At 67.6% G+C, this 23,242-nt stretch carries 18 protein-coding genes; 10 read left to right on the forward strand and 8 right to left on the reverse strand.

Features of this window, described 5'->3' with window-relative positions:
- Window positions 1-150: 150 nt before the first annotated feature.
- Window positions 151-2,970: a DNA polymerase I gene (gene polA / locus ACREYQ_RS11800; protein WP_432257782.1), complete on the reverse strand. Its 2,820-nt coding sequence runs from the start codon at window positions 2,968-2,970 to the stop codon at window positions 151-153.
- A gap of 4 nt (window positions 2,971-2,974) precedes the next feature.
- Here polA and ACREYQ_RS11805 point away from each other — a divergent pair, with 4 nt between their 5' ends.
- The 4 genes from ACREYQ_RS11805 (at window position 2,975) to ACREYQ_RS11820 (ending at window position 6,527) form a co-directional block, all read left to right on the forward strand.
- A complete protein-coding gene (locus ACREYQ_RS11805; RefSeq protein ID WP_432257783.1) occupies window positions 2,975-3,922 on the forward strand; it encodes a TIGR00730 family Rossman fold protein in 948 nt (315 codons plus the stop codon).
- Window positions 3,923-4,149: 227 nt separating this feature from the next.
- Window positions 4,150-4,581, forward strand: a complete 432-nt coding sequence (locus ACREYQ_RS11810) for a hypothetical protein (protein WP_432257784.1) — start codon at window positions 4,150-4,152, stop codon at window positions 4,579-4,581.
- Between the two features lie 129 nt (window positions 4,582-4,710).
- Window positions 4,711-5,715, forward strand: a complete 1,005-nt coding sequence (locus tag ACREYQ_RS11815; RefSeq protein ID WP_432257785.1) for a homoserine kinase — start codon at window positions 4,711-4,713, stop codon at window positions 5,713-5,715.
- 5 nt (window positions 5,716-5,720) lie between these two features.
- Window positions 5,721-6,527: a BPSS1780 family membrane protein gene (locus ACREYQ_RS11820; RefSeq protein WP_432257786.1), complete on the forward strand. Its 807-nt coding sequence runs from the start codon at window positions 5,721-5,723 to the stop codon at window positions 6,525-6,527.
- Window positions 6,528-6,535: 8 nt separating this feature from the next.
- On the opposite strand, the gene ACREYQ_RS11825 is transcribed toward ACREYQ_RS11820, so the two are convergent.
- Window positions 6,536-7,294, reverse strand: coding sequence for an IclR family transcriptional regulator (locus ACREYQ_RS11825; protein WP_432257787.1), 759 nt, complete (start codon window positions 7,292-7,294; stop codon window positions 6,536-6,538).
- 208 nt (window positions 7,295-7,502) lie between these two features.
- Here ACREYQ_RS11825 and sauS point away from each other — a divergent pair, with 208 nt between their 5' ends.
- The 3 genes from sauS (at window position 7,503) to ACREYQ_RS11840 (ending at window position 12,032) form a co-directional block, all read left to right on the forward strand.
- Window positions 7,503-8,987 carry an acylating sulfoacetaldehyde dehydrogenase gene (gene sauS / locus ACREYQ_RS11830; protein ID WP_432257788.1) on the forward strand — a complete coding sequence of 495 codons (1,485 nt, stop codon included), beginning with the start codon at window positions 7,503-7,505 and terminating at the stop codon, window positions 8,985-8,987.
- A complete protein-coding gene (locus ACREYQ_RS11835; RefSeq protein WP_432257789.1) occupies window positions 8,984-10,522 on the forward strand; it encodes an acyl--CoA ligase in 1,539 nt (512 codons plus the stop codon). Before sauS ends, ACREYQ_RS11835 begins: the two co-directional genes overlap by 4 nt.
- Before the next feature lie 217 nt (window positions 10,523-10,739).
- Window positions 10,740-12,032: an MFS transporter gene (locus ACREYQ_RS11840; protein ID WP_432257790.1), complete on the forward strand. Its 1,293-nt coding sequence runs from the start codon at window positions 10,740-10,742 to the stop codon at window positions 12,030-12,032.
- 23 nt (window positions 12,033-12,055) lie between these two features.
- Here the strand turns inward: ACREYQ_RS11840 and ACREYQ_RS11845 are convergent, their stop codons facing one another.
- Window positions 12,056-14,404, reverse strand: a complete 2,349-nt coding sequence (locus ACREYQ_RS11845; protein ID WP_432257791.1) for a UvrD-helicase domain-containing protein — start codon at window positions 14,402-14,404, stop codon at window positions 12,056-12,058.
- Window positions 14,405-14,622: 218 nt separating this feature from the next.
- Here ACREYQ_RS11845 and ACREYQ_RS11850 point away from each other — a divergent pair, with 218 nt between their 5' ends.
- Together ACREYQ_RS11850 and galU are read left to right on the forward strand one after the other, a co-directional pair.
- Window positions 14,623-17,490, forward strand: coding sequence for a valine--tRNA ligase (locus tag ACREYQ_RS11850; protein WP_432257792.1), 2,868 nt, complete (start codon window positions 14,623-14,625; stop codon window positions 17,488-17,490).
- Window positions 17,491-17,618: 128 nt separating this feature from the next.
- Window positions 17,619-18,509, forward strand: coding sequence for a UTP--glucose-1-phosphate uridylyltransferase GalU (galU, locus tag ACREYQ_RS11855; RefSeq protein ID WP_432257793.1), 891 nt, complete (start codon window positions 17,619-17,621; stop codon window positions 18,507-18,509).
- Between the two features lie 243 nt (window positions 18,510-18,752).
- On the opposite strand, the gene ACREYQ_RS11860 is transcribed toward galU, so the two are convergent.
- From ACREYQ_RS11860 to ACREYQ_RS11880, 5 genes are all read right to left on the reverse strand, one after another.
- The gene (locus ACREYQ_RS11860) at window positions 18,753-18,980 is read right to left on the reverse strand and encodes a sulfurtransferase TusA family protein (RefSeq protein WP_010813669.1); all 228 of its coding nucleotides are present in this window, start codon (window positions 18,978-18,980) and stop codon (window positions 18,753-18,755) included.
- Between the two features lie 50 nt (window positions 18,981-19,030).
- Window positions 19,031-19,615, reverse strand: a complete 585-nt coding sequence (locus ACREYQ_RS11865) for an NUDIX domain-containing protein (protein ID WP_432257794.1) — start codon at window positions 19,613-19,615, stop codon at window positions 19,031-19,033.
- A gap of 123 nt (window positions 19,616-19,738) precedes the next feature.
- Window positions 19,739-19,927: a 4-oxalocrotonate tautomerase gene (locus tag ACREYQ_RS11870; protein ID WP_432257795.1), complete on the reverse strand. Its 189-nt coding sequence runs from the start codon at window positions 19,925-19,927 to the stop codon at window positions 19,739-19,741.
- A 51-nt stretch (window positions 19,928-19,978) separates the two neighbouring features.
- A complete protein-coding gene (locus ACREYQ_RS11875) occupies window positions 19,979-20,752 on the reverse strand; it encodes a class II aldolase/adducin family protein (protein ID WP_432257796.1) in 774 nt (257 codons plus the stop codon).
- A gap of 144 nt (window positions 20,753-20,896) precedes the next feature.
- Window positions 20,897-22,147, reverse strand: a complete 1,251-nt coding sequence (locus ACREYQ_RS11880) for a YbfB/YjiJ family MFS transporter (RefSeq protein ID WP_432257797.1) — start codon at window positions 22,145-22,147, stop codon at window positions 20,897-20,899.
- Between the two features lie 130 nt (window positions 22,148-22,277).
- Here ACREYQ_RS11880 and ACREYQ_RS11885 point away from each other — a divergent pair, with 130 nt between their 5' ends.
- Window positions 22,278-23,171, forward strand: a complete 894-nt coding sequence (locus tag ACREYQ_RS11885; protein WP_432257798.1) for a LysR substrate-binding domain-containing protein — start codon at window positions 22,278-22,280, stop codon at window positions 23,169-23,171.
- The last annotated feature ends 71 nt before the right edge of the window (window positions 23,172-23,242 follow it).

Below are 23,242 nucleotides of genomic sequence, written 5' to 3' on the forward strand. Positions count from 1 at the left end.
TATGAATTCTTGCCTGAGGCATTTTCCACAGTCTGCTGCATTGCAGCATGGCTGGCAAGCCGGCAGGCCTGACTCAGCAGTCGCTTCATTCGATACCACCACGCAGGGCGGGCGAGCCGGCCGGGAAGGCCGACGCGCCAGTGTATGGCTTCAGTGCGCCTCTTCCCAGTTGGCGCCGCTGCCCACTTCGGCCACCAGCGGCACGCGCAGCTGCGCCACCGAGCACATCAACTCCGGCAGCCGCACCCTGACCAGGTCCAGCTCATGCTCCGGCACCTCCAGCACCAGTTCATCGTGCACCTGCATGATCTGGCGCGTCTGCAGGCCGTCGCGCTCCAGCCAGTTCTGCACCGCGATCATCGACAGCTTGATCAGGTCGGCTGCCGTGCCCTGCATCGGCGCGTTGATGGCGGCGCGCTCGGCGGCCTGGCGGCGCGGGCCGCTGCCGCCGTTGATATCGGGCAGCCACAGCCGGCGGCCGAACACGGTCTCGACATAACCCTGCTCGCGCGCGGTCTGCCGGGTCTCTTCCATGTAGTGGGCCACGCCCGGATAGCGCATGAAGTAGCGGTCGATATAGTGCCTGGCGGCCTCGCGCTCGATGCCCAGGTTGCCGGCCAGCCCGAACGCGCTCATGCCGTAGATCAGGCCGAAGTTGATCACCTTGGCATAGCGGCGCTGCTCGCTGCTGACAGCCTCGCGCTCGACCCCGAAGATCTCGCCGGCGGTGGCGCGGTGGATGTCCTCGCCGTTGGCAAACGCGCGCAGCAGGTTCTCGTCGCCCGAGATATGGGCCATGATGCGCAACTCGATCTGCGAGTAGTCGGCCGACACGATCACGCTGCCCGGCTCGGCGATAAAGGCTTCGCGGATGCGCCGTCCTTCCTCGGTGCGCACCGGGATGTTCTGCAGGTTGGGCTCGGTCGACGCCAGCCGCCCGGTCACCGCGGTGGCCTGGCCGTAGCTGGTGTGCACGCGGCCGGTCTGCGGGTTGACCATCTTCGGCAGCTTGTCGGTATAGGTGGACTTGAGCTTGGCCAGGCCGCGGTAGTCCAGCAGCAGCTTGGGCAGCGGGTAGTCCTCGGCCAGCTTCTGCAGCACCTCTTCGTCGGTCGAGGGCGCGCCGCTGGCGGTCTTCTTCACCACCGGCAGCTTCATCTGGCTGAACAGGATCTCGCCGATCTGCTTGGGCGAGCCCAGGTTGAAGGGCTGGCCGGCGGCCTCGTAGGCGGACTGCTCCAGCGCCAGCATGCGCTGGCCCAGCTCGGCGCTCTGCGTGGCCAGGCGCCCGGCATCGATCAGCACGCCGTTGCGCTCGACCTTCTGCAGCACCACCGAGACCGGCATCTCGATCTCTTCATACACGCGGCGCAGGCCCGCCGCGGCTTCCACCTGCGGGAACATCTTGCGGTGCAGGCGCAGCGTCACGTCGGCGTCTTCGGCGGCGTACTCGGTGGCGCGCGCCAGGTCGATCTGGTCGAAGCCGATCTGGCTGGCGCCCTTGCCGCACACCTCTTCATAGGTGATGGTCTTCAGGCTCAGCAGGCGCTCGGCCAGGCTGTCCATGCCGTGGTTGCGGTGCGAGGCCAGCACGTAGCTTTGCAGCATGGTGTCGTGCGCCACGCCGCGCAGCGTCACGCCGTGGTTGGCGAAGACATGGACGTCGTACTTGAGGTTCTGGCCCAGCTTCGGACGGCTGGCATCTTCCAGCCATGCTCGCATCCGCCCCAGCACGAAGTCACGCGACAACTGGCCGTGGTCGGGCAGCCCCGCCACGTCCGGGCCGCGGTGCGCCACCGGGATATAGCAGGCCACGCCCGGCTCGGCCGAGAGCGAGATGCCGACCAGCTGCGCCTGCAGCGGATCCAGCGAGGTAGTCTCGGTGTCGATCGCCACCAGCGGCGCGGCCTCGATGCGCCGCATCCAGTCTTCCAGCTGGGCCTCGGTGCTGACGGTCTCGTAGCGGATCTCGGTCGGCGCGGCTTCTTCCGCTGCCGGCGCCTCGGCCTCGCCGGCAGCGGCCGCGGGGGCATCGAACAGGCCGCCCTGGGCAGGGGCCGACGCCGCGCGGGCGCGGGCCTGGGCGCGCGCATCGGGCAGGCTTTCGCCGGTGGCTTCGCGCAGCCAGGTCTTGAAGCCGTAGCGCGAGAAGAACGCCACCAGCTTCTCTTTGTCCTCGCCGGTTTCGCGCAGCGCGTGGAAGTCCGCCACCGCGGCGGACAGGTCGCAGTCGGTCTTGACCGTGACCAGCCGGCGCGCCATCGGCAGCCACTCCAGCGTATTGCGCAGGTTCTCGCCGACCACGCCCTTGATGCCAGGGGCGGCGGCCATCACGCCGTCGAGCGAGCCATGCTCGGCCAGCCATTTGACCGCGGTCTTGGGGCCCACCTTGGGCACGCCCGGCACGTTGTCCACCGCATCGCCGATCAGCGACAGGTAGTCGATGATGCGCTCGGGCGGCACGCCGAACTTGGCCACCACGCCCGGGGGATCGAGCACCTCGCCGCTCATTGTGTTGACCAGCGTGACCTGGCCGTTGACCAGCTGCGCCAGGTCCTTGTCGCCGGTGGACACCACCGTGCGCACGCCCTGCTCCGTGGCCTGGCGCGACAATGTGCCGATCACATCGTCGGCCTCCACGCCCTCCACCACCACGATCGGCCAGCCCATGGCGCGCACCGCTTCATGGATCGGCTCGATCTGGCGCGCCAGGTCTTCCGGCATGGACGGGCGGTGCTCCTTGTAGGCCGGATACATGTCGTCGCGGAAGGTCTTGCCCTTGGCGTCGAAGACGCAGGCGCTATACTCTGCCGGGTAGTCGTTGCGCAACTTGCGCAGCATGTTGATCATGCCGTAGATTGCCCCTGTGGGCAGACCCTCCCCATTCCTCAGGTCCGGCAGAGCGTGATAAGCGCGATACAGATAGCTCGATCCATCGACGAGCAAGAGTGTTTTTGGACTATCCGACATTCCCATGGACTCAAAATTGACTGGTGCCGCTGCAGGCGGTGCTTCGACCGCCCCCCTTGCTGACCCGGATGTTTCCGATCTTTCCGGCGATACCGTGCAACCCCCGCCGGAGGCTGCTTCCGAGCATGCCGCGGCCATCGCCGCGGCCGCCGATGCCGCCGCCGCGGGCCATCCGCCTGAAGTTGCTGCTGAAAAGGCTGCGGCGGCGGCGGCGCGCGCCAATCCGCGCAAGATGATCCCCAGCCTGCGTGCGCTGGCCGACGAAGACCGCGCTACCGCAAAGAAGGCGCGCGCCTCGTGGCAAATGTTCACGATTATGGCAGAGTTCATCGAGGCGACCGAGTACCTCTCGGAGATCCGCCCGGCCGTGTCGATCTACGGCAGCGCGCGCCTGCGCGAGGATTCGCCGTACTACCAGCGCACCATCGAGATCGCCCGGCTGTTCTCGGACGCGGGCTTTGCCGTGATCTCCGGCGGCGGCCCCGGCATCATGGAAGCGGCCAACAAGGGCGCGCACGCCGGCAAGTCCGCCAGCGTGGGCCTGAACATCGAACTGCCGCACGAGCAGCAGGGCAATCCGTACCAGGACATTGCCATGCGCTTTCGCCACTTCTTCACGCGCAAGGTCACCTTCGTCAAGAACTCGGACGCCTTTATCGTGATGCCGGGCGGTTTCGGCACGCTCGACGAGCTGGCCGAGGTGCTGACGCTGGTGCAGACCGGCAAGTCGCGCTCGGTGCCGGTGATCATGTTCGGCAGCCGCTTCTGGAAGGGCCTGCTGGACTGGTTCCGCTTCACGCTGCTGCCGATGGGCCTGATCGCCGAGCACGACCTGGACCTGATGAAGATCGTGGACGAGCCGCACGAAGTGCTGGAAGCGGTCTACGACTACTACGAAAAGCGCGGCGGCGACAAGCCGATCCCGCCCAAGGAAGAGATGTTCTACCTGTAAGGCGGGAACGGGCGCCAGGCCAGGCACGGGTCATCGAGAGGTCTTTGCCGCACTTGTTGCCATCACGCAGGTGCCCCTCGGGCCACGGCGGCGGCCTGCGCACGGCAGGAATTGCTAGAATGGAACCCTGTCCGTCTGCCAAGCCCGGCGCCGCCGGGTTGCAGTCCAACCGCCGCATGCCGCGGCGCTGCGCGCCAGTCACTCCGCAGCCCGCACAGGAGCACCTGATGACCTCCCCCTCTCCCGTCCGCTCAGTCCGGTCCACGCGGTCTGCCGCCGTGGCCGGCGAGCCCGAATCGCCTGCCAGGCGGTCCGTGTCCAGCCTCGCCGCCGTGGCGGCCGCGCTGGCGCTGGCTTCCGGCTGGGCCGTTGCGCAGGAAAGCAATGCGCTGACGCAGCAGGAGCTGAACCAGATCAACAACCAGCCGATCGCCCCGGCGGCCAAGTCGCAACTGAACCAGCCGCGCGAGCCGAGCTTCCAGCTCAATGAACGCGATGGCACCCAGGTGCGCGAGTACCGCGACAAGGGTCGGGCCACCGATATCCAGGTCAAATCGGGTTTCGGCACCAAATATGAGATGAGCAAGCCGGAAGACAGCTCGCCCAAGATCCGCGAGCACGACGTCAACCGCGTGCCTTCGGTCAACCTGAAGTTCTGAGTTCGCTTGCCCACGGCCTGGCATAAGCCCCAGGCCGCGCCGGCCCTCCGGCAGTCATGCCGCGGCGGCGGCCCGGACTTTGTCCGAATTTGGCGCGCGCCGTTTTCCGATTCGCTTCACATAACAAGTATGGCCGTATTCACCACGGTCTCGCAGGACGAGATCGCCCGCTGGCTGCTGGATTTCGACCTTGGCGAAGTGCGCGAACTGCGCGGCATCGCCTCTGGCATCGAGAACAGCAATTTCTTCCTCACCATGGAGCACGATGGCCAGACGCGCCAGTACGTGCTGACCATTTTCGAGCGCCTGACGTTCGAGCAGCTGCCCTACTACCTGCACCTGATGGCGCATCTGGCCGAGCGCGGCATCCGCGTGCCCGCGCCGATCCCGGCGCGCGACGGCGAGATCCTGCGCCCGCTCAAGGGCAAGCCCGCCACCATCGTCACGCGCCTGCCCGGCGCGTCGCAGCTGGCGCCCGACGCGCAGCACTGCGCCGAAGTCGGCGACATGCTGGCGCGCATGCACCTGGCCGGCCTGGACTATCCGCGCCGCCAGCCCAATCTGCGCAGCCTGCCGTGGTGGCAGCAGACCGAGCGCGAGATCCTGCCCTTTCTCGATGCCGGCCAGCGCGCGCTGCTGCAGCAGGAGATCGCCCACCAGGCCGCGTTCTTTGCCAGCGCGGCCTACGCCAGCCTGGGCGAAGGCCCGTGCCACTGCGACCTGTTCCGCGACAACGCGCTGTTCGAGGAAGACGGCAGCGGGCGCCACCGCCTGGGCGGCTTCTTCGACTTCTACTTCGCCGGCAACGACAAGTGGCTGTTCGATGTGGCGGTCACCGTCAACGACTGGTGCATCGACCTGGCCAGCGGCGAACTCGACCCGGCGCGCGCGCAGGCCCTGCTGCGGGCTTATCATGCGGTCAGGCCGCTGACCGATACTGAAGCCGCGCACTGGCAGGACATGCTGCGCGCGGGTGCGCTGCGCTTCTGGGTGTCGCGGCTGTGGGACTTCTACCTGCCGCGCGAGGCCGACATGCTGCAGCCGCACGATCCGACCCATTTCGAACGCATCCTGCGCCGGCGCCTGGACGCAACTCCCGCGAACCCTGCGAGCGCCCCGCTCCCCTGGATCTGATCTGTATGCAACTACTGGAAGTCCCTGCCAAGGAAGGCTACACCTGGTTCCGCCAGGGCATCTGGCTGTTCCGCAAGAATCCGCTGACCTTCCTGATGCTGCTGTTCGTCTACCTGATCGCCGCGCAGCTGGCCATCGTGGTGCCGCTGATCGGCATCATCGCGCTGCTGGTGGTCACCCCCGGCCTGTCGGTCGGCGTGATGACCGCATGCCGCGACGTGATCCAGAACAAGCGCGTGCTGCCCACCGTGCTGCTGGCGGGCTTTCGCGCCAACGGCAAGGAAGCCACGCGCAACCTGCTGGTGCTGGGCGGCATCTACGCCGGGCTGGTGTTCTTGCTGGGGCTGATCGCCGGCGCGGTGGTCGACATGAGCGCGCTGGTGCCGATCGTGCTGAAGGAAGAAGCGCCGACCGCCGAGGCGGTGCGCCAGCTGTACTACGCCATGCTGATCGGCGCGCTGCTGTACACGCCGATCGCAATGATGTTCTGGTTCGCGCCGCTGCTGGCGGCCTGGCACGGCGTGCCGCCGGTCAAGGCGCTGTTCTTCAGCTGGACCGCGTGCTGGCGCAACCGCGGCGCGTTCTTCACCTACGCGGTGCTGTTCGCGATGCTGCTGGTGGCGATCCCGTTCTTCCTGGAGGCGGTGTTCAGCGCCTTCGGCGCGGAGACGGTGCTGTCGTTCCTGGTCACGCCATATTCGCTGCTGATGCTGGCGATCCTGTACTGCTCGTTCTATGCGACGTACCGGGGCTGCTTCAACGTGACGCCGCCGGGAGTTGACCCCGCCGCGACGGCAACGCCAGGCGCCTGAACCACGGCTTACTCGCAGAACGTCTTCACCATCTCGTCCGCTGCCAGGCGCAGGTCTGGCACGAACCCCATCAGCTGGTCCATCGTCATGCGCGCCATCGGCACCTGCACGGCAATCGCCGCGCAGGCGCGGCTGCGGTTGCGCATCACCGGCACCGCGACCGCGATCATGCCCTCCAGGTTTTCCTGATTGTTGACCCCCAGGCGCCGCCGCCGCGTCTCGGCCAGCTCCGCATGCAAGGCCTCGGCATTGGTGATGGTGTGCGCCGAGTGCGCGCGCAGCGGCAGGCTGGCGACCAGCCGCTGGCGCTGCGCGCTCGGCAGGAACGCCAGCAGCAGCTTGCCGCTGGCGGTGCAATGCAGCGGCACGCGCGAGCCTGGCTGCAGGTGCATGCGCAGCGGCCACTGCGTTTCCACGCGGTCCAGGTAGACCACGTCATCGCCTGACAGCATGGTCAGGTTGCAGGTCTCCCCGATCTTGTCGACCAATTGCTGCAGGATCGCATGCCGCGCCGCCGCCGGACCTGCCTGCATCAGCACATTGACGGCCAGCTGCCGCACGCGCGAAGAGCACTCGTAGTGGCGGTTGCCGGCCGTGCGCGACACCAGCCATGTGCTTTCCAGCTGCTTGAGGATGCGGTGGACGGTCTGCTTCGGCAGCTCGATCGCCTGCACGATGGCCGCCAGCGACAGCGGCTCATCGGCCGTGGACAGGATCTCGAGAATGCGGAAGGCACGCACCGCGGCGGCATTCGAATGATTGCTCATGGATCAAATTTAAAGGATTCCGGGACGCTAGGCCGTCCCGAAAACTGAATTCCGGATCGCACCCCGGCTGCGCGCTCGCGAAAGCGCACAAATTGGGACGGACTGTCTGGCGCGCTTCACTAGATTCAATCCAGGGCCGCCGACCAGTGTCGCGAAGTGCACGACAAAGCGCGGCGGCCCTGACCGTCCAAACCGCGGAGTCGAATCCATGAGTGTGCAAATACTGCATCGCCGGCAGTCCAACAATTCCGATTTGTCCCTACCGACGGCGCCCGCGCAGTCTGCGGATCCCGCAGCGGATGCAGCCGAAGCCGTCACAGCAGTCGTGGCCCGGGCCCGGCACGCACAGCGCGAGTTCGCGCGTGCCGACCAGGCCACCGTCGACACCGCGGTCGCCGCCGCCGCGTGGGCCATCATGGAGCCCGCACGCAACCGCCAGCTGGCCGAGCGTGCTGTCGCCGACACCGGCCTGGGCAATGTCGACGACAAGATCCGCAAGAATTACCGCAAGACGCTGGGCCTGCTGCGCGACCTGCATGGCCGCAAGACGGTGGGCGTGATCGCGCAGGATGCGGCCGCCGGCATCACCGAGATCGCGCGGCCCGTGGGTGTGGTGGCTGCCATTACCCCGTCGACCAATCCCGCGGCCACGCCGGCCAACAAGATCATCAACGCGCTGAAGTGCGGCAACAGCGTGATCGTGGCGCCGTCGCCGAAAGGGCAGGACACGTGCGCGCTGCTGCTGTCGTTCATCCACGCCGAGTTCGCCCGCGCCGGCCTGCCCGCCGACCTGGTCCAGATGCTGCCAGCGCCGGTGTCGAAGGCCGCGACGGCAGCGCTCATGCGGCAGGCCGACCTGGTGGTCGCAACCGGCTCGCAAGCCAACGTGCGCATGGCCTACACGTCCGGCACGCCGGCCTTCGGCGTGGGCGCCGGCAATGTGGCCTCGATCATCGACGCCAGCGCGGCGCTGGATGATGCGGCGGCCAAGGTGGTGCGCTCCAAGACCTTCGACAACGCCACCAGTTGCTCGTCAGAGAACAGCCTGGTCGTGCTCGACGCCGTCTACCTGCCCATGCTCGGCGCCCTGGCGGCAGTCGGCGGCGTGCTGCTCACGGCTACGGAGAAGGCGCGGCTGCAGGCGCTGATGTGGCAGGACGGCAAGCTCGCCGGCACCTTCACGGGACAGAGCGCGACGCGCATTGCCGAACTTGCCGGGCTGGAACGCGTGCGCGCGCTGCAGCCCGCGATGCTGCTGGTGGAAGAAACCGGCGTCGGCAGCGGCTACCCCTTCTCCGGCGAAAAGCTCTCGCCCGTGCTGACGGTCTACCGCGCCGCCGACTTCGCGGCGGCGGTCGAGCGCGTCGCGTGCCTGTACGCCTATATGGGCGCCGGCCATTCGGTCAGCCTGCATTCGACCAATCCGCGTCACGCGCTGCAACTCGGGCAGGAACTGCCGGTGGCGCGCGTGATCGTGAACCAGGCGCATTGCTTCGCCACCGGCGGGAATTTCGACAACGGCCTGCCGTTCTCGCTGTCGATGGGCTGCGGCACCTGGGGCGGCAACAACTTCTCGGACAACCTCGGCTGGCGCCAGTACCTGAACATCACCCGCATCGCCGTGCCCATCGCCGAGCACGTGCCCGATGAAGCGGACCTGCTGGGCGATTACTTCGCGAGGGTCGGCAAATGAACGCGCGCACCGAACCCGAAGTGTTCGACACCCTCGCCGCGCTGGTGGCCGTGCGTGCCGCGCAGTGGCCCGACAAACCCTACCTGCTGTCGCCAGACAGCGGCCATGCGCTCACCTTCGGCGCGCTGGCGGCCGACGCCGACACGCTAAGCCGCAGTTGTGCGGCAGCCGGACTGGGCAGCGGGCAGACGGTGTCGGTGTACCTGCCCAACGGCGAGCAGACCGCGCGGCTCCTGCTCGGCACCATGGCCTGCGGGCTGGTCGCCAACCCGATCAACCTGCTGTGCCAGCCGGCCCAGTTGCGCTACATCCTTGCGCATTCGGATACGCGGCTGGTCTTCACCTGGCCCGACGGTGAAGCCGCCATCCGCGAGGCCCTGCGCGAGGCCGGGCTGGACCTGCCGGTGATCGTCACCGCGCCCGACGCCAGCGCCCTGCCGGCACTGCCCGCCACGCAGCAAGCCGCGTCGCCACTGCCCCCGCCACGGCCTGACGCGCCCGCGCTGCTCATGTACACGTCCGGCACCACCGGCACGCCCAAAGGCGTGCTGCTCACGCAGCGCAACCTCATGGCCAACGGTGCCAACGTCAGCCGCGAGCACTGTCTCGGGCCGGCCGACCGGGTCCTGGCGACGCTGCCGCTGTACCACATCAACGGCCTGGTCGTGACCGCGATCGCGCCGCTTGTGCACGGCGGCTCGGTGGTGATGCCGATGCGCTTTTCCGCCAGCGCGTTCTGGCAGGACAGCGCGCGCCACGGCTGCACCTGGCTGAACGTGGTGCCGACCATCATCGCCTACCTGCTGAACGATACGCACGGCCGGGCGCCGGCCGGCGTGCGCTTCTGCCGCTCGGCCTCGGCCGCGCTGCCGCCCGAGCATCACCGCGCCTTCGAAGCGCGCTTCGGCATCGGCGTGATCGAGACCATGGGCATGACCGAGACCGCCGCACCCGCGTTCAGCAATCCGCTCGACCCGGAGCGGCGGCGCATCGGCAGCATCGGCCAGCCCTCGGGCACGCGCGCCCGCGTGCTCGGGCGCGACGGCAAGCCCGTGCCTGACGGACAGGTCGGCGAGATCGTGCTGCAGGGCGAGAACGTGATGGCCGGCTACTACAAGGCGCCGGACATCACGCGCGAGGCCTTTACGCACGATGGCTGGCTGCGCACCGGCGACCTCGGCTACCGCGACGCCGATGGCTATTTCTACATCACCGGGCGCGCCAAGGAACTGATCATCAAGGGCGGCGAGAACATCGCCCCGCGCGAGATCGACGAGGCGCTGCTGCGCCATCCGGCCGTGCTCGAAGCCGCTGCGGTCGGCGTGCCGGACCCGGCCTACGGGCAGGAGATCGTCGCCTACGTGGTCATGCGCGAGGCGGCGCGCTGCGATGAAGACGCGCTCGCCCAACTGCGCGCGCATTGCCTGCGCGAGCTGGGCCGCTACAAGACGCCAAAGGAGTTCCGCTTCATCGCCGAACTGCCGCGCGGCCCGTCGGGCAAGGTGCAGCGGCTCAAGCTGCTCGACCACGCCTGAACCCTCGCGCCCTTTCCACAACGTTCGCCAAGGAGCCTGCCCGACCGGAAACCACCAGACCAGGAGACACTACGCAAGACTACAGACAGATTGCTCAAGGACGGGGCAGTGCGGCCGGCGCCGCGCCCCCGGCGCGCCGCAAGCGCATGGCTACGGACCGTGCGCCGGCCCGCCGTCCCGTCAACGCCACGTGCGCGCGCCGCACATAGGAGGTGGTATGAAGCAACGCATCAAGACCCGACACATGATCCTGGGCGTCATGTGCCTGATGTATTTCATCGCCTATATCGACCGCGTCAACATCTCGGTCGCCGCCCCCCTGATCCGCGAGGAAATGGGGCTGACCTCGTCGCAGCTGGGCCTGGTGTTCTCGGCCTTTGCCTACCCCTATGCCGCCATGCAGATCCTCGGCGGCTGGATGTCCGACAAATTCGGGCCCAAGAGGGTGCTGATCGTGCTGTCGCTGATCTGGGGCGTGGCCACGGTCCTGACCGGCTTCGCCGGCAGTGTGCTGATGCTGGTGGTGCTGCGCTTCGCATTGGGTATCGGCGAAGGCGGGGCATTCCCGACCGCGACGCGCGCCTTCACCTACTGGATGCCGGTGGCGGAACGTGGCTTCGCGCAGGGCATCACCCACAGCTTCGCGCGGCTGGGCGGCGCGATCACGCCGCCGATCGTGCTGGCCATCGTGGCCACCGCCGGCTGGCGCGAAGCGTTTATCGTGCTGGGCGCGGTCAGCCTCGGCTGGACCTTGCTGTATGCCTTCGTGTTCAAGGACTCGCCCGACAAACATAGCCGCGTGACCGCGCAGGAACTGCAGGAGATCGGCTACCGGCGCGGCGAGTGCCAGCAGGCCGCCAAGGCGGCGACGCCGTGGCGGCGCCTGTTCCGGCGCATGTGGCTGGTGACCTTCGTCGACTTCTGCTACGGCTGGTCGCTGTGGGTCTACCTGACGTGGCTCCCTTCTTACCTGAAGGAAGCACGCGGCTTCGACCTCAAGCAACTCGCCCTGTTCACGTCATTGCCGCTGCTGGCTGGCGTGGTCGGCGACACGCTCGGCGGCGTGCTGTCGGACCGCATCTACCGGCGCACCGGCAACCTGCGCCTGGCACGCGGCTCGATCCTGTTCGTGGGGCTGGCCGGATCGCTGATGTTCATTGTGCCGATGACCTACACCGGCGATGCCGTCAACGCCGTGATCCTGCTGTCGCTGTCGTTCTTCTTCCTGGAGCTGACCAACGCCGTGCTGTGGAGCCTGCCGCTGGACATCGCCGGCAAGTACGCCGGCACCGCGGGCGGCATGATGAACACCGGCTTCGGGGTGGCCGGCATGGTGTCGCCGGTGGTGTTCGGCTACCTGATCGAGACTACCGGCAGTTATCACCTGCCGTTCATGATCTCGGCGGCACTGCTCGGCGTTGGCGCAGTGGCCTCGCTGTTCATCAATCCGCTGCTGACCGTGGACAGTCCCGAGCAGAAGGCTGGCGAGGTCCGCCACGCCTTGCCCTGAGTCGGCCGCGAAGCCGGACCCGCTCAGTCGATCGCGTCCAGCTTCGCCACCGACAGCGCCAGCCACTTGGCGCCGTTGCGCTTGAAGTTGATATTGGCGCGCGCGTCCGTGCCCTCGCCTTCCAGCGCGGTGATCACGCCTTCGCCAAACTTGTTGTGGAACACCGACTGGCCCACGCGGAAGCCGGTGCCGGCCTCGCGCCTGGCATCGGCATAGCCGTTGCCGGTGTCCATGCCGCCGGTGGGGCGCGTGCCGGTGTAGGGCACGTCCTCGGGCTTGCGGAACCAGTCGCGGCCCCAGGCGTTGTCACGCTCCTGGCGGCGCGCGCCGCCGTAGCTCTGCGCCGGCGGCGTCAGCCACTTGAGCGAGGCCTCGGGCAATTCCTCGAAGAAGCGCGAGCGCACGTGGTAGCGGGTCTGGCCGTGCAGCATGCGGCTTTGCGCGAACGACATGTAGAGCCGCTTGCGCGCGCGCGTGATCGCCACGTACATCAGCCGGCGCTCTTCCTCCAGGCCGTCCGGGTCCATCATGCTGTTCTCGTGCGGGAACAGCCCCTCTTCCATGCCGCTGATGAAGACCACGTCGAACTCCAGCCCCTTGGCCGCGTGCACGGTCATCATCTGCACCGCGTCCTGGCCGGCCTGGGCCTGGTTGTCGCCCGCTTCCAGCGACGCGTGGGTCAGGAACGCAACCAGCGGCGTCATCACCACCGGCAGCGCTTCGGGGTCCAGCACCTGCTGGGCCTGGTCGCCATCGGCGAGCGCCGGCGCGGCGGGGCTGCGATCGGCCGGGATCACCGCGGCCAGCGCTTCCAGGCCGTAGCCTTCCTCGACCACGAAGGCCTGCGCGGCGGTCACCAGTTCCTGCAAGTTCTCGATGCGGTCCTGGCCTTCCTTCTCGCCCTGGTAGTGGGTGATCAGGCCGCTGTGGTTGATCACGTACTCGACGGTCTCGGCCAGTGTCATGCGGCGCGTGTCCTCGCGCATCTTGTCGATCAGGCGCGTGAATGCCGCCAGCTTGCTGCCGGCGGCGCCGGGCACGTAGGCCACCGCCCCGGCCAGCGCGCTGTCGTACTGGCGCGCCATGTCCTGCAGCACTTCCAGCGAGCGCGCGCCGATGCCGCGCGCCGGGAAATTGACCACGCGGCCGAAGGCGGCGTCGTTGCGCGGGTTCTCCAGCAGCTGCATATAGGCCAGCGCGTGCTTGATTTCGGCGCGCTCGAAGAAGCGCAGGCCGCCGTACACGCGGTACGGGATGCCGGCCGAGAACAGCGCATGCTCGATCACGCGCGACTGCGCGTTGCTGCGGTACAGGATGGCGATCTCGGCGCGGCTGGCGCCCTGCGCGATCTGGTCGCGGATTTCTTCGATGATCCAGGCGGCCTCCTGGCCGTCCGAGCCGCCCTGGAACACCCGCACCGGCTCGCCATGGCCGGCGTCGGTGCGCAGGTTCTTGCCCAGGCGGCGCGCGTTGTGCGAGATCAGGTGGTTGGCCGAATCCAGGATATGCCCGTGCGAGCGGTAGTTCTGCTCCAGCTTGATCATCCGGCGCACGCGGAACTCATGCTCGAAGTCGCGCATATTGCCGACGTTGGCGCCGCGGAAGGCGTAGATGCTCTGGTCGTCGTCGCCCACGGCAAAGACCGCGGCCGGGTTCTGCGTGCCATAGCCGGCCAGCAGCTTGAGCCACTGGTACTGCAGCACGTTGGTGTCCTGGAACTCGTCGACCAGCACATGGCGGAAGCGGTGCTGGTAGTGCTGGCGGATGGCGTCGTTGTAGCGCAGCAGCTCGTAGCAGCGCAGCAGCAGCTCGGCGAAGTCGACCACGCCCTCGCGCTGGCACTGCTGGTCGTAGGCGGCGTAGAGGTCGACAAAGCGCTTGTTGAAGTCGTCGTTGGCCTCGACGTCGGCCGGGCGCAGGCCCTGCTCCTTGGCGTTGTTGATGAAGTACTGGAGGTTCTTGGCCGGGTACTTCTCATCGTCGACGTTGAGCGCCTTGAGCAGCCGCTTGAGCGCCGAGAGCTGGTCCTGGCTGTCCAGGATGGCAAAGGTCTGGGGCAGGCCCGCGTCGCGGAAATGCGCGCGCAGCATGCGGTTGCACAGGCCGTGGAAGGTGCCGATCCACATGCCGCGGGTGTTGATCGGCAGCATCGACGACAGCCGCGTCTGCATTTCCTTGGCGGCCTTGTTGGTAAACGTCACCGCCAGGATGCCCGCCGGCGAGACATGGCCGTTCTGGATCAGCCAGGCGATGCGCGTGGTCAGCACGCGGGTCTTGCCGCTGCCCGCGCCCGCCAGGATCAGCGCCGGTTCGTCGGGCAGGGTGACGGCGGCTAGTTGTTCGGCGTTCAGGTTGGCGAGCAGATCGGACATCGGAGAGGCCTGGTGGAATCGCGGCAATTATACCGGGCGGCCTTGTCCGGCAAGTCACATCCGGCGGGGGCGGATGCCCGGAAATAGGCACCAGCCTGCCACCCCCCGTATAATTTAACGTTTTACTGGCGCAATGCCGGCTGCCAACGGCCGCCGCCTCGCCAGGCGCAGGCCGAAGCACCTGCGACGACCCCCGACGCCAACATCGACATCCCAGCATGACCGCCCAAGACCAATCGCTTGCCAAGAGCTTCGAACCCGCCGCCATCGAGGCGAAATGGGGCCCAGAGTGGGAGAAGCGCGGCATTGCCCAGCCGACCTTCGACCCGGCCCGCCCGGACTTTGCGATCCAGCTGCCGCCGCCCAATGTGACCGGCACGCTGCATATGGGCCACGCATTCAACCAGACCATCATGGATGGCCTGGCACGCCATGCGCGCATGAAGGGCGCCAATACGCTGTGGGTGCCGGGCACCGACCACGCCGGCATCGCCACCCAGATCGTGGTGGAGCGCCAGCTCGAGGCGCAGGGCGTGTCGCGCCATGACCTGGGCCGCGAGAAATTCACCGAGAAGGTCTGGGCCTGGAAGGAAGAGTCGGGCTCGACCATCACCCGCCAGGTGCGGCGCATGGGCGCGTCGATCGACTGGAGCCGCGAGTACTTCACGATGTCGCCCGAGATGTCGAAGGCGGTCACCGAAGTGTTCGTGCGCCTGTACGAGCAGGGCCTGATCTACCGCGGCAAGCGCCTGGTCAACTGGGACCCGGTGCTGGGCACCGCCGTGTCGGACCTGGAAGTCGACAGCGTTGAGGAAGAAGGCTCGCTGTGGCATATCCACTATCCGCTGGTCGAGACTGACGCCAAGGGCGGCCTGACCCACCTGACCGTGGCCACCACCCGCCCCGAAACCATGCTGGGCGACGTGGCGGTGATGGTCCACCCGGAAGACGAGCGCTATGCGCACCTGATCGGCAAGTTCGTGCAGCTGCCGCTGACCGAGCGCCAGATCCCGGTGATTGCCGACGAATACGTCGACCGCGAGTTCGGCACCGGCGTGGTCAAGGTGACCCCGGGCCATGACTTCAACGACTATGCCGTGGGCCAGCGCCACAACCTGCCGCAGCTGTCGATCCTGACGCTGGACGCGAAGATCGTCGCCGACGCCCCCGCCGCCTACGCCGGCCTGGACCGCTTCGACGCGCGCAAGGCCATTGTCGACGACCTGGACAAGCGCGGCCTGCTGGCCGAGGTCAAAAAGCACAAGCTGATGACCCCGCGCAGCGAGCGCACCGGCAGCGCGATCGAGCCGATGCTGACCGACCAGTGGTTCGTCGCCATGAGCAAGCCGGCGCCGGAAGGCACCTTCTACCCGGGCCGCTCGATCGCCGAAGTGGCGCTGGAAGCCGTGCAGAGCGGCGAGATCAGGCTGGTGCCGGAAAACTGGATCAGCACCTACAACCAGTGGCTGGGCAATATCCAGGACTGGTGCATCTCGCGCCAGCTGTGGTGGGGCCACCAGATTCCGGCGTGGTACGACGACGCCGGCAACTGCTTTGTCGGCCGCACCGAAGACGAAGCACTGGCCAAGGCAAAGGCCGCCGGCAGCACCGGCAGCCTGCGCCGCGAGGAAGACGTGCTCGACACCTGGTTCTCGTCGGCGCTGGTGCCCTTCTCCTCGCTGGGCTGGCCGGAAGAAACGCCCGAGATCCAGCACTTCCTGCCGTCGTCGGTGCTGGTGACCGGCTACGACATCATCTTCTTCTGGGTCGCGCGCATGGTCATGATGACCAGGCACTTCACCGGCAAGGTGCCCTTCCACACCGTCTACGTGCACGGCCTGGTGCGCGATTCGGAAGGCAAGAAGATGAGCAAGTCCGAGGGCAACACGCTGGATCCGGTGGACCTGATCGATGGCATCGACCTCGACACCCTGCTGCAGAAGCGCACCACCGGCCTGCGCCGCCCCAAGGATGCGCCCAAGATCGAGAAGAAGACGAAGAAGGAATTCCCGGAAGGCATTCCCGCCTTCGGTGCCGACGCGCTGCGCTTCACCTTCGCGTCGCTGGCCACGCTCGGGCGCAATGTCAACTTCGACACCGGCCGCTGCGAGGGCTACCGCAACTTCTGCAACAAGCTGTGGAACGCGACCCGCTTCGTGCTGATGAACACCGAAGGCCATGACTGCGGCATGGGCCCGTGCAACAACGACTGCGGCCCGGACGGCTACCTGGACTTCTCGCAGGCCGACCGCTGGATCGTGTCGCTGCTGCAGCGCGTGGAGGCCGAGGTCGAAAAGGGCTTTGCCGAGTACCGCTTCGACAATATTGCCAACGCCATCTACAAGTTCGTCTGGGACGAGTATTGCGACTGGTACCTGGAGCTGGCCAAGGTGCAGATCCAGCACGGCACCGAGGCCCAGCAGCGCGCCACGCGGCGCACGCTGCTGCGCGTGCTCGAGACCGTGCTGCGCCTGGCGCATCCGATCATCCCGTTCATCACCGAAGAGCTGTGGCAGAAGGTGGCCCCGCTGGCCGGCCGGGCCAAGGGCGATGGTGCGGAAACGATCGCAACGCAGCCGTATCCGCTGCCCGCCGTGGCCAAGATCGACGAAAATGCCGAGCAATGGGTCGCGCGCCTGAAAGAAGTGATCGATGCCTGCCGCAACCTGCGCGGCGAGATGAACATCTCGCCGGCCCAGCGCATCCCGCTCTACGCCGAGGGCGACAGCGCCTTCCTGAAGGCGGCAAGCGCACATATCCAGGCACTGGCGAAACTTTCCGAGGTGCGCGTCTTCGAAGATGAAGCTGCCCTGCAGGCTGAAGGCGCCGGCGCGCCGGTGGCCATTGCCGGGGGCAACCACCTGCTGCTGAAGATCGAGATCGATATCGCCGCCGAGCGCGCGCGCCTGTCGAAGGAAGTCGAACGCATCGGTGGTGAAATCGGCAAGTGCCGCGCCAAGCTGTCCAACGAGAGCTTTGTCGCCAAGGCGCCGCCCGCCGTGGTGGCGCAAGAGACACAGCGCCTGGCCGATTTCGAGCAGACGCTGGCCAAGCTGCAAGGCCAGCTGCAGCGGCTGCCGGCCTGACGGCGCGGCGGCCGCAATCACGCCCCTGCCGGCCGGGGTTCTGTCCGGCTTCGTCGGACAGAACCTGACAGACAGCGCCCACGATGGCTGGCAGGGTTATGGACTGGATTCTGAGAGGTACACCTGATATGGAAAATCGCGTCACCAAGGCTGTGTTCCCGGTTGCAGGCCTGGGCACCCGCTTCCTGCCGGCCACCAAGGCCAGCCCCAAGGAAATGCTTCCGGTTGTGGACAAGCCGCTGATCCAGTACGCCGTGGAAGAGGCCATGGCCGCCGGCATTACCGAGATGATCTTTGTCACCGGCCGCTCCAAGCGCGCCATCGAGGACCATTTCGACAAGGCCTTCGAACTGGAAGTGGAACTCGAAGCCAAGAACAAGCAGGCGCTGCTGGATGTGGTGCGCTCGATCAAGCCGGCCAACGTCGAGTGCTACTACGTGCGCCAGCCCGAAGCGCTGGGCCTGGGCCACGCGGTGCTGTGCGCGGCCAAGCTGGTGGGCGACACCCCGTTCGCGGTGATGCTGGCCGATGACCTGATCGACGGCAAGCCGCCGGTGATGAAGCAGATGGTGGATGCCTTCAACCACTACAACTGCTCGGTGCTGGGCGTCGAGGAAATCACGCCCGAGCAAAGCCGCTCCTACGGCGTGATCGATGGCCGCGAGTGGGACGAGGATGTGATCAAGGTCTCGGGCATCATCGAGAAGCCGGCGCCGGAAGACGCGCCGTCCAACCTCGGCGTGGTCGGCCGCTACGTCCTGACGCCGCGCATCTTCGACCACCTGCGCGACCTGAAGCCGGGCGCCGGCGGCGAACTGCAGCTGACCGACGCGATCCAGTCGCTGCTCGGCCAGGAGCAGGTGCTGGCCTACCGCTACCAGGGACGGCGCTATGACTGCGGCAGCAAGCTGGGCTACCTGAAGGCAACCGTCGAGTTTGCCCTGAAGCACCCGGAAGTCGGCGCCGACTTCAGCGCCTACCTGGAATCGCGCGAGCACCTGACTGGCATCGGCAGCTGACGCTGCCTGCCGTCATCCAGGCAAGGAAAAAGCCGCTTCGAGCGTCATGCCGTTCAGTTGGCGACTGTCGTTCCCGCGCAGGCGGGAACCCAGTGACTTCATCCCAGAAGGGGACGTGAAAGACGCTGGATTCCCGCCTGCGCGGGAATGACGGTAGGGCTTGAGACCTTGACTGAACGGCATTACCGCTTCGAGCGGCTTTTTTCCTTGGGCGAGCCCGCAGCGTACGGGCCAATGTGCGCGTCAGCGCCGGCGCATGTAGAACACGAACACCTTGTCCACTTCCGAGTGCGACAGCAGCTCATTGCCGGTCTGCTTGGCAAAGGCCTGGAAATCACGCGTGGCGCCGGGATCGGTGGCCAGCACCTTGAGCACATCGCCGCTGGCCATGTCGGCCAGCGCCTTCTTGGTGCGCAGGATCGGCAGCGGGCAGTTCAGGCCGCGCGCATCCACTTCTTTCTGGAACTCCATTCGTCTCTTCCTTCGGTGCTTGGGGGCTGGGAGCTGGCTGGAAACCAGCGTTACCAGCGGTATTGTAGCGAAGCCCCGACCTGGCCGAAGTCGTGCGGGCGGCGCGGGTCCGGAATATCCTCGCCGGTGTGGCGGTCGAAGAAGCGCACCGGGTGGCCGCGCGCGGCCAGCCAATCGGCCACCGCGAAGCCGGTGCCGGCCGACCACACGCGCACGTCCTCGGGCGCCACCAGCTTGTAGTCGGCCAGTTCCTCGGACAACTCGACGGTGCCGGTGGCCTTGACGTGATAGGCGATGATCAGCTCGTTCTTGCGCATGAACTCGTAGACGCCGATCAGCGAGACCGACTCGGCATCGAGGTTGGTCTCTTCCTTCAGTTCACGCGCCACGCCCAGTTCGGGCGGCTCGTCGCGCTCCAGGAAACCCGTGACCAGCGCGAACATCGTCTCCGGCCATGCGGCATTGCGCGCCAGCAGCAGCTTGTCCTGGTATTCCACCACCGCCGCCAACACCGGCAGCGGGTTGTTCCAGTGCACGAAGCCGCATTCCTGCTGCATGCAGGCATGGCGTTCGCGTCCGGACAGCGGCAGCACCTCCAGCGGCGCGCCGCACTGCGGACAGAATCGGTATTGCATCTGGGGGCTCCTGGAGAGGTCTCGTCGTTATAGGTCTGGGGTGCCGCTCACGCGCCGCATGCCGCGCGCATGTCGGCGGCCAGCGCAGTGCTGCATGGGTTCAGTGTGTCGCTGCGGCAACCCTTATTTCTTGTCGGCCCAGAGCTCGCCGCCGGTGGCCCAGTTCTCGCGCTTGATGTCGGTGATGATGATGTCGACGGCCGAGGGCGAGCAGCCCAGAGTCTCGCAGCTCACGCGCGTCACTTCCTCGACAAACTTGCGCTTCTGCTCGATGGTGCGGCCTCCAAACATTTCGACGTGAAAAGTCGGCATGCAATGCTCCTTTGCTTGATTCTTGTGGATCCGGCGGGGAACCGGCCCCCTTCATTCCCGGTATGAGGGGTCGATTTTATCCAGTTTGCGCAGCAGCGCGGGCCACTCCATCACGCCTTCGACCGCGCCGTTGTCGTAGAGCTGTTCAGAGGTCTTGTCCGCCACCGCCGCAGCGGGCTGCACCAGCGCACCGCCCGCCTGTGCTGCGATCTGGACTTCGCACGCCTTGATCAGCGTCGCCATCAGCACATAGGCCTCGGCCACAGTGCGGCCCACCGTCAGCGTGCCGTGGTTGCGCAACAGCATGGCCGGATGCGCACCCAGCGACGCGGTCAGGCGCGCGCCTTCGGCCGGGGTAAAGGCAAGCCCCTCATAGTCGTGGCAGGCGATGCGGCCGTAAAAGCGCATCGCATGCTGCGACAGCGGCAGCAGTCCCGCCGCCTGTGCCGAGACGGCAATGCCGGCGGTGTTATGCAGGTGCATCACGCACATTGCATCGGCACGCGCGGCGTGCACCGCGGCGTGCAGCGCAAAGCCGGTCACATTGACGGGATGCACGGTCTCGCCGACGACTTCGCCGCGGCCGTTGATCTTGACCAGATCGCTGGCGCGGATCTCGTCGAAGGCAAAGCCGAAGGGATTGATCAGGAAGTGGTCGGGCTCGCCCGGCACCGTGGCGGAGATATGGGTGTAGATCAGGTCATCCCAGCCCTGGCGCGCGGCCAGGCGATAGGCCGCGGCCAGGTCGACGCGCACGCGCTGCTCTTCGGCGGAAACGGGATGGGAAGCACCCGCGGCACGCGCGGGCTGCAAGGTAAAAGACATGGGGTCGCTCCTGCGCCGCCCGGTGTCGCGTGCCGGGTACGGCCCCGGCCTTCTGTGCCGCGCCACGGGCTGCACGCATGGGCGCGGCAGCCGCTCGCGTGGCGCGCCAGGCGGCAAAGGCAATACTTTAGCGCACCTTGCCGGTCAGCTCCGGACCGGCGCCAGCGGCCAGGCGCGGCGCATCCAGGCGAACACCAGCGCGCCCAGCAGCAGCGCCGCCGCCGCGCACGCCAGCGAACCGGCGAAGCCCCCGGTGCGCGCCACCAGCGCGGTCGCCAGCGGCGGCCCGGCAATCTGGCCCAGCCCGTAGGATGCCGTCATCAGGCCCATCAGCCGCGGCGCGTGCGGCCCCCACAGGCGCCGCGCCTCGCGCATGGCAAAGGCCACCAGCGCGGTGAACGGCAGGCCCGCCAGCAGGCTGCTGAGGGCAAAGCCGGCCACGGTCGGGAACACCACAGCAATCGCCACGCCCAGCGCCTGCATGCCGTACAGCAGCGTCAGCAGCTTGCGGCTGTCGTGCGCCATGCCCACCCGCGTCGCCAGGAACGCGCCCACCGCCACGCCCGCGCCGAAGATCGGCCAGAACAGGTCGGCCCAGACCGTGCCCGGCAGCGCCTGGCGCGCAATCACGGGCAGGAAGGTCGCGGTGATGATGTAGCCGAAGCCGGCCAGGCCGTAAGCGAAGGTCAGCGCCCAGGTCTGGGCATCGAGCGGAGCGGCGGCGGTGTCTGCCGTCGCGTGGGCCGGCGCATGCGCGGCCGCCACGGCAGGCTCCGCGACGAAGATCCGCCAGACCGCGGCCACCAGCATCACGGCCAGCACGGTGAACGCCAGCCAGCCGTAGTCCGCATGCCAGCCCGCGCCAACCATGCCGGATGCACCCAGGCCGGTGACGACAATGCCCAGCCCCGGCCCGCAGAAGATCAGCCCGGCAAGCTCCGGCTTGCCCAGTTCCGCCAGCCGCTGCAGACACCAGCCCGCGGTGTAGACCATCACCACCGCGCTGGCCACGCCCGCGGCGCCGCGCCACAGCGACCAGGCCGGCATGCCGCCCGGCAGGGCCATGCCCAGCGTGAGCAGCACCGTCGCCACCAGGCCCCAGCGCACCATGCGCACCGCATCGGGCCGGATGAACATGCACACGGCGGCGCCGGCAAAGTAGCCGATGTAGTTGAACGTCGCCAGCCAGCCGCCCTCATGCAGCGTGACGGTGCCGTCATGCAGCATCATCGGCAGCAGCGGCGTAAAGGCAAAGCGGCCGATGCCCATCACCACCGCCAGCGACACCAGGCCGGCCACGGCCACCGCGACCGGCCCGGCTTCGTGGCGTGGCCCGGCCGAGGCGGCCAGGCGCGCGGCGGGGTATTCAGGCTCGAGGCTGTGGGGAGTCGGCATGATGGTCGGCTGCTGGGGACAGCGGTTGCATTGCGATGTCTGTATGCTACGCTGGCTTTATCATCCCAAAAAATGAATAATCGAGATGACATGCATCTTGATTTCAGATGGATAACCACCGGAGCCCCCCATGGATCTTGCCGCGCTTGAAATCTTCCGCGCCGTTGTCGAAGCCGGCGGCATCACCCGCGCGGCCGAGCGGCTGCACCGGGTGCAGTCCAATGTCACCACCCGCATCCGCCAGCTGGAACAGTCGCTGGGGGTTGACCTGTTTGTGCGCGACGGCCGGCGCATGGTGCTGACGCCCTCCGGCCAGACCCTGTTCGACTACGCCTGCCGCATCCTGACGATGACCGAGGAAGCGCGCCAGGCGGTGTTGCCGGCACGCCCGCACGGCCGGCTGCGCATCGCCTCGATGGAAAGCACGGCCGCCAGCCGCCTGCCCAATGTGCTGGCCGCGTACCACCAGGCGTGGCCGGAAGTGCAGCTGGAACTGGTCACGCTGCCCACGCGCCAGGCGCTGGACGCGCTGGCTCGCTTCGAAGTGGAGTGCGCCTTCGTTGCCGAGCCGCTGACCGACCCGGGGCTGAGCGCCGTCCCGGTATTCGAGGAAGAGCTGGTGGTGATCACGCGCGAGCGCCATCGGCCGGTGCGCACCGCGGCCGACCTGGAGGTGCCGACGCTGCTGGCATTCGAACCCGGCTGCAACTACCGCGCCCGGCTGGAAAACTGGTATGTGATCGGCGATGCCCCGACGCCGCGCGTGCTGCAGCTCAACTCGTACCATGCCATCGTCGCCTGCGTGGCGGCCGGCATCGGCGCGGCGATCGTGCCGAGCTCGGTGCTGGGGCTGTACCGGGACCCGCCCGCCATCCGGCAGCACAGCCTGGGTGCGGCGGGCCGCGTGCGCACGCTGCTGGCCTGGCACCCGTCGATGGCCAGTGCGGCCCTGCATGCCCTGGTCGACACCCTCACCACCGCATCCCCCGCGCCCGCCGGAAAGCCGGAACTGGCGGCTGCCTGAGCGGGCCGGGGCGGGCGCGGCAGGCCGCGTGCAAGATGTGCCCGGTGGCCTACACTTGAAGTGGCGCCACC

The organism is Cupriavidus sp. TMH.W2 (genome assembly GCF_050847365.1).
GTDB lineage: Bacteria > Pseudomonadota > Gammaproteobacteria > Burkholderiales > Burkholderiaceae > Cupriavidus.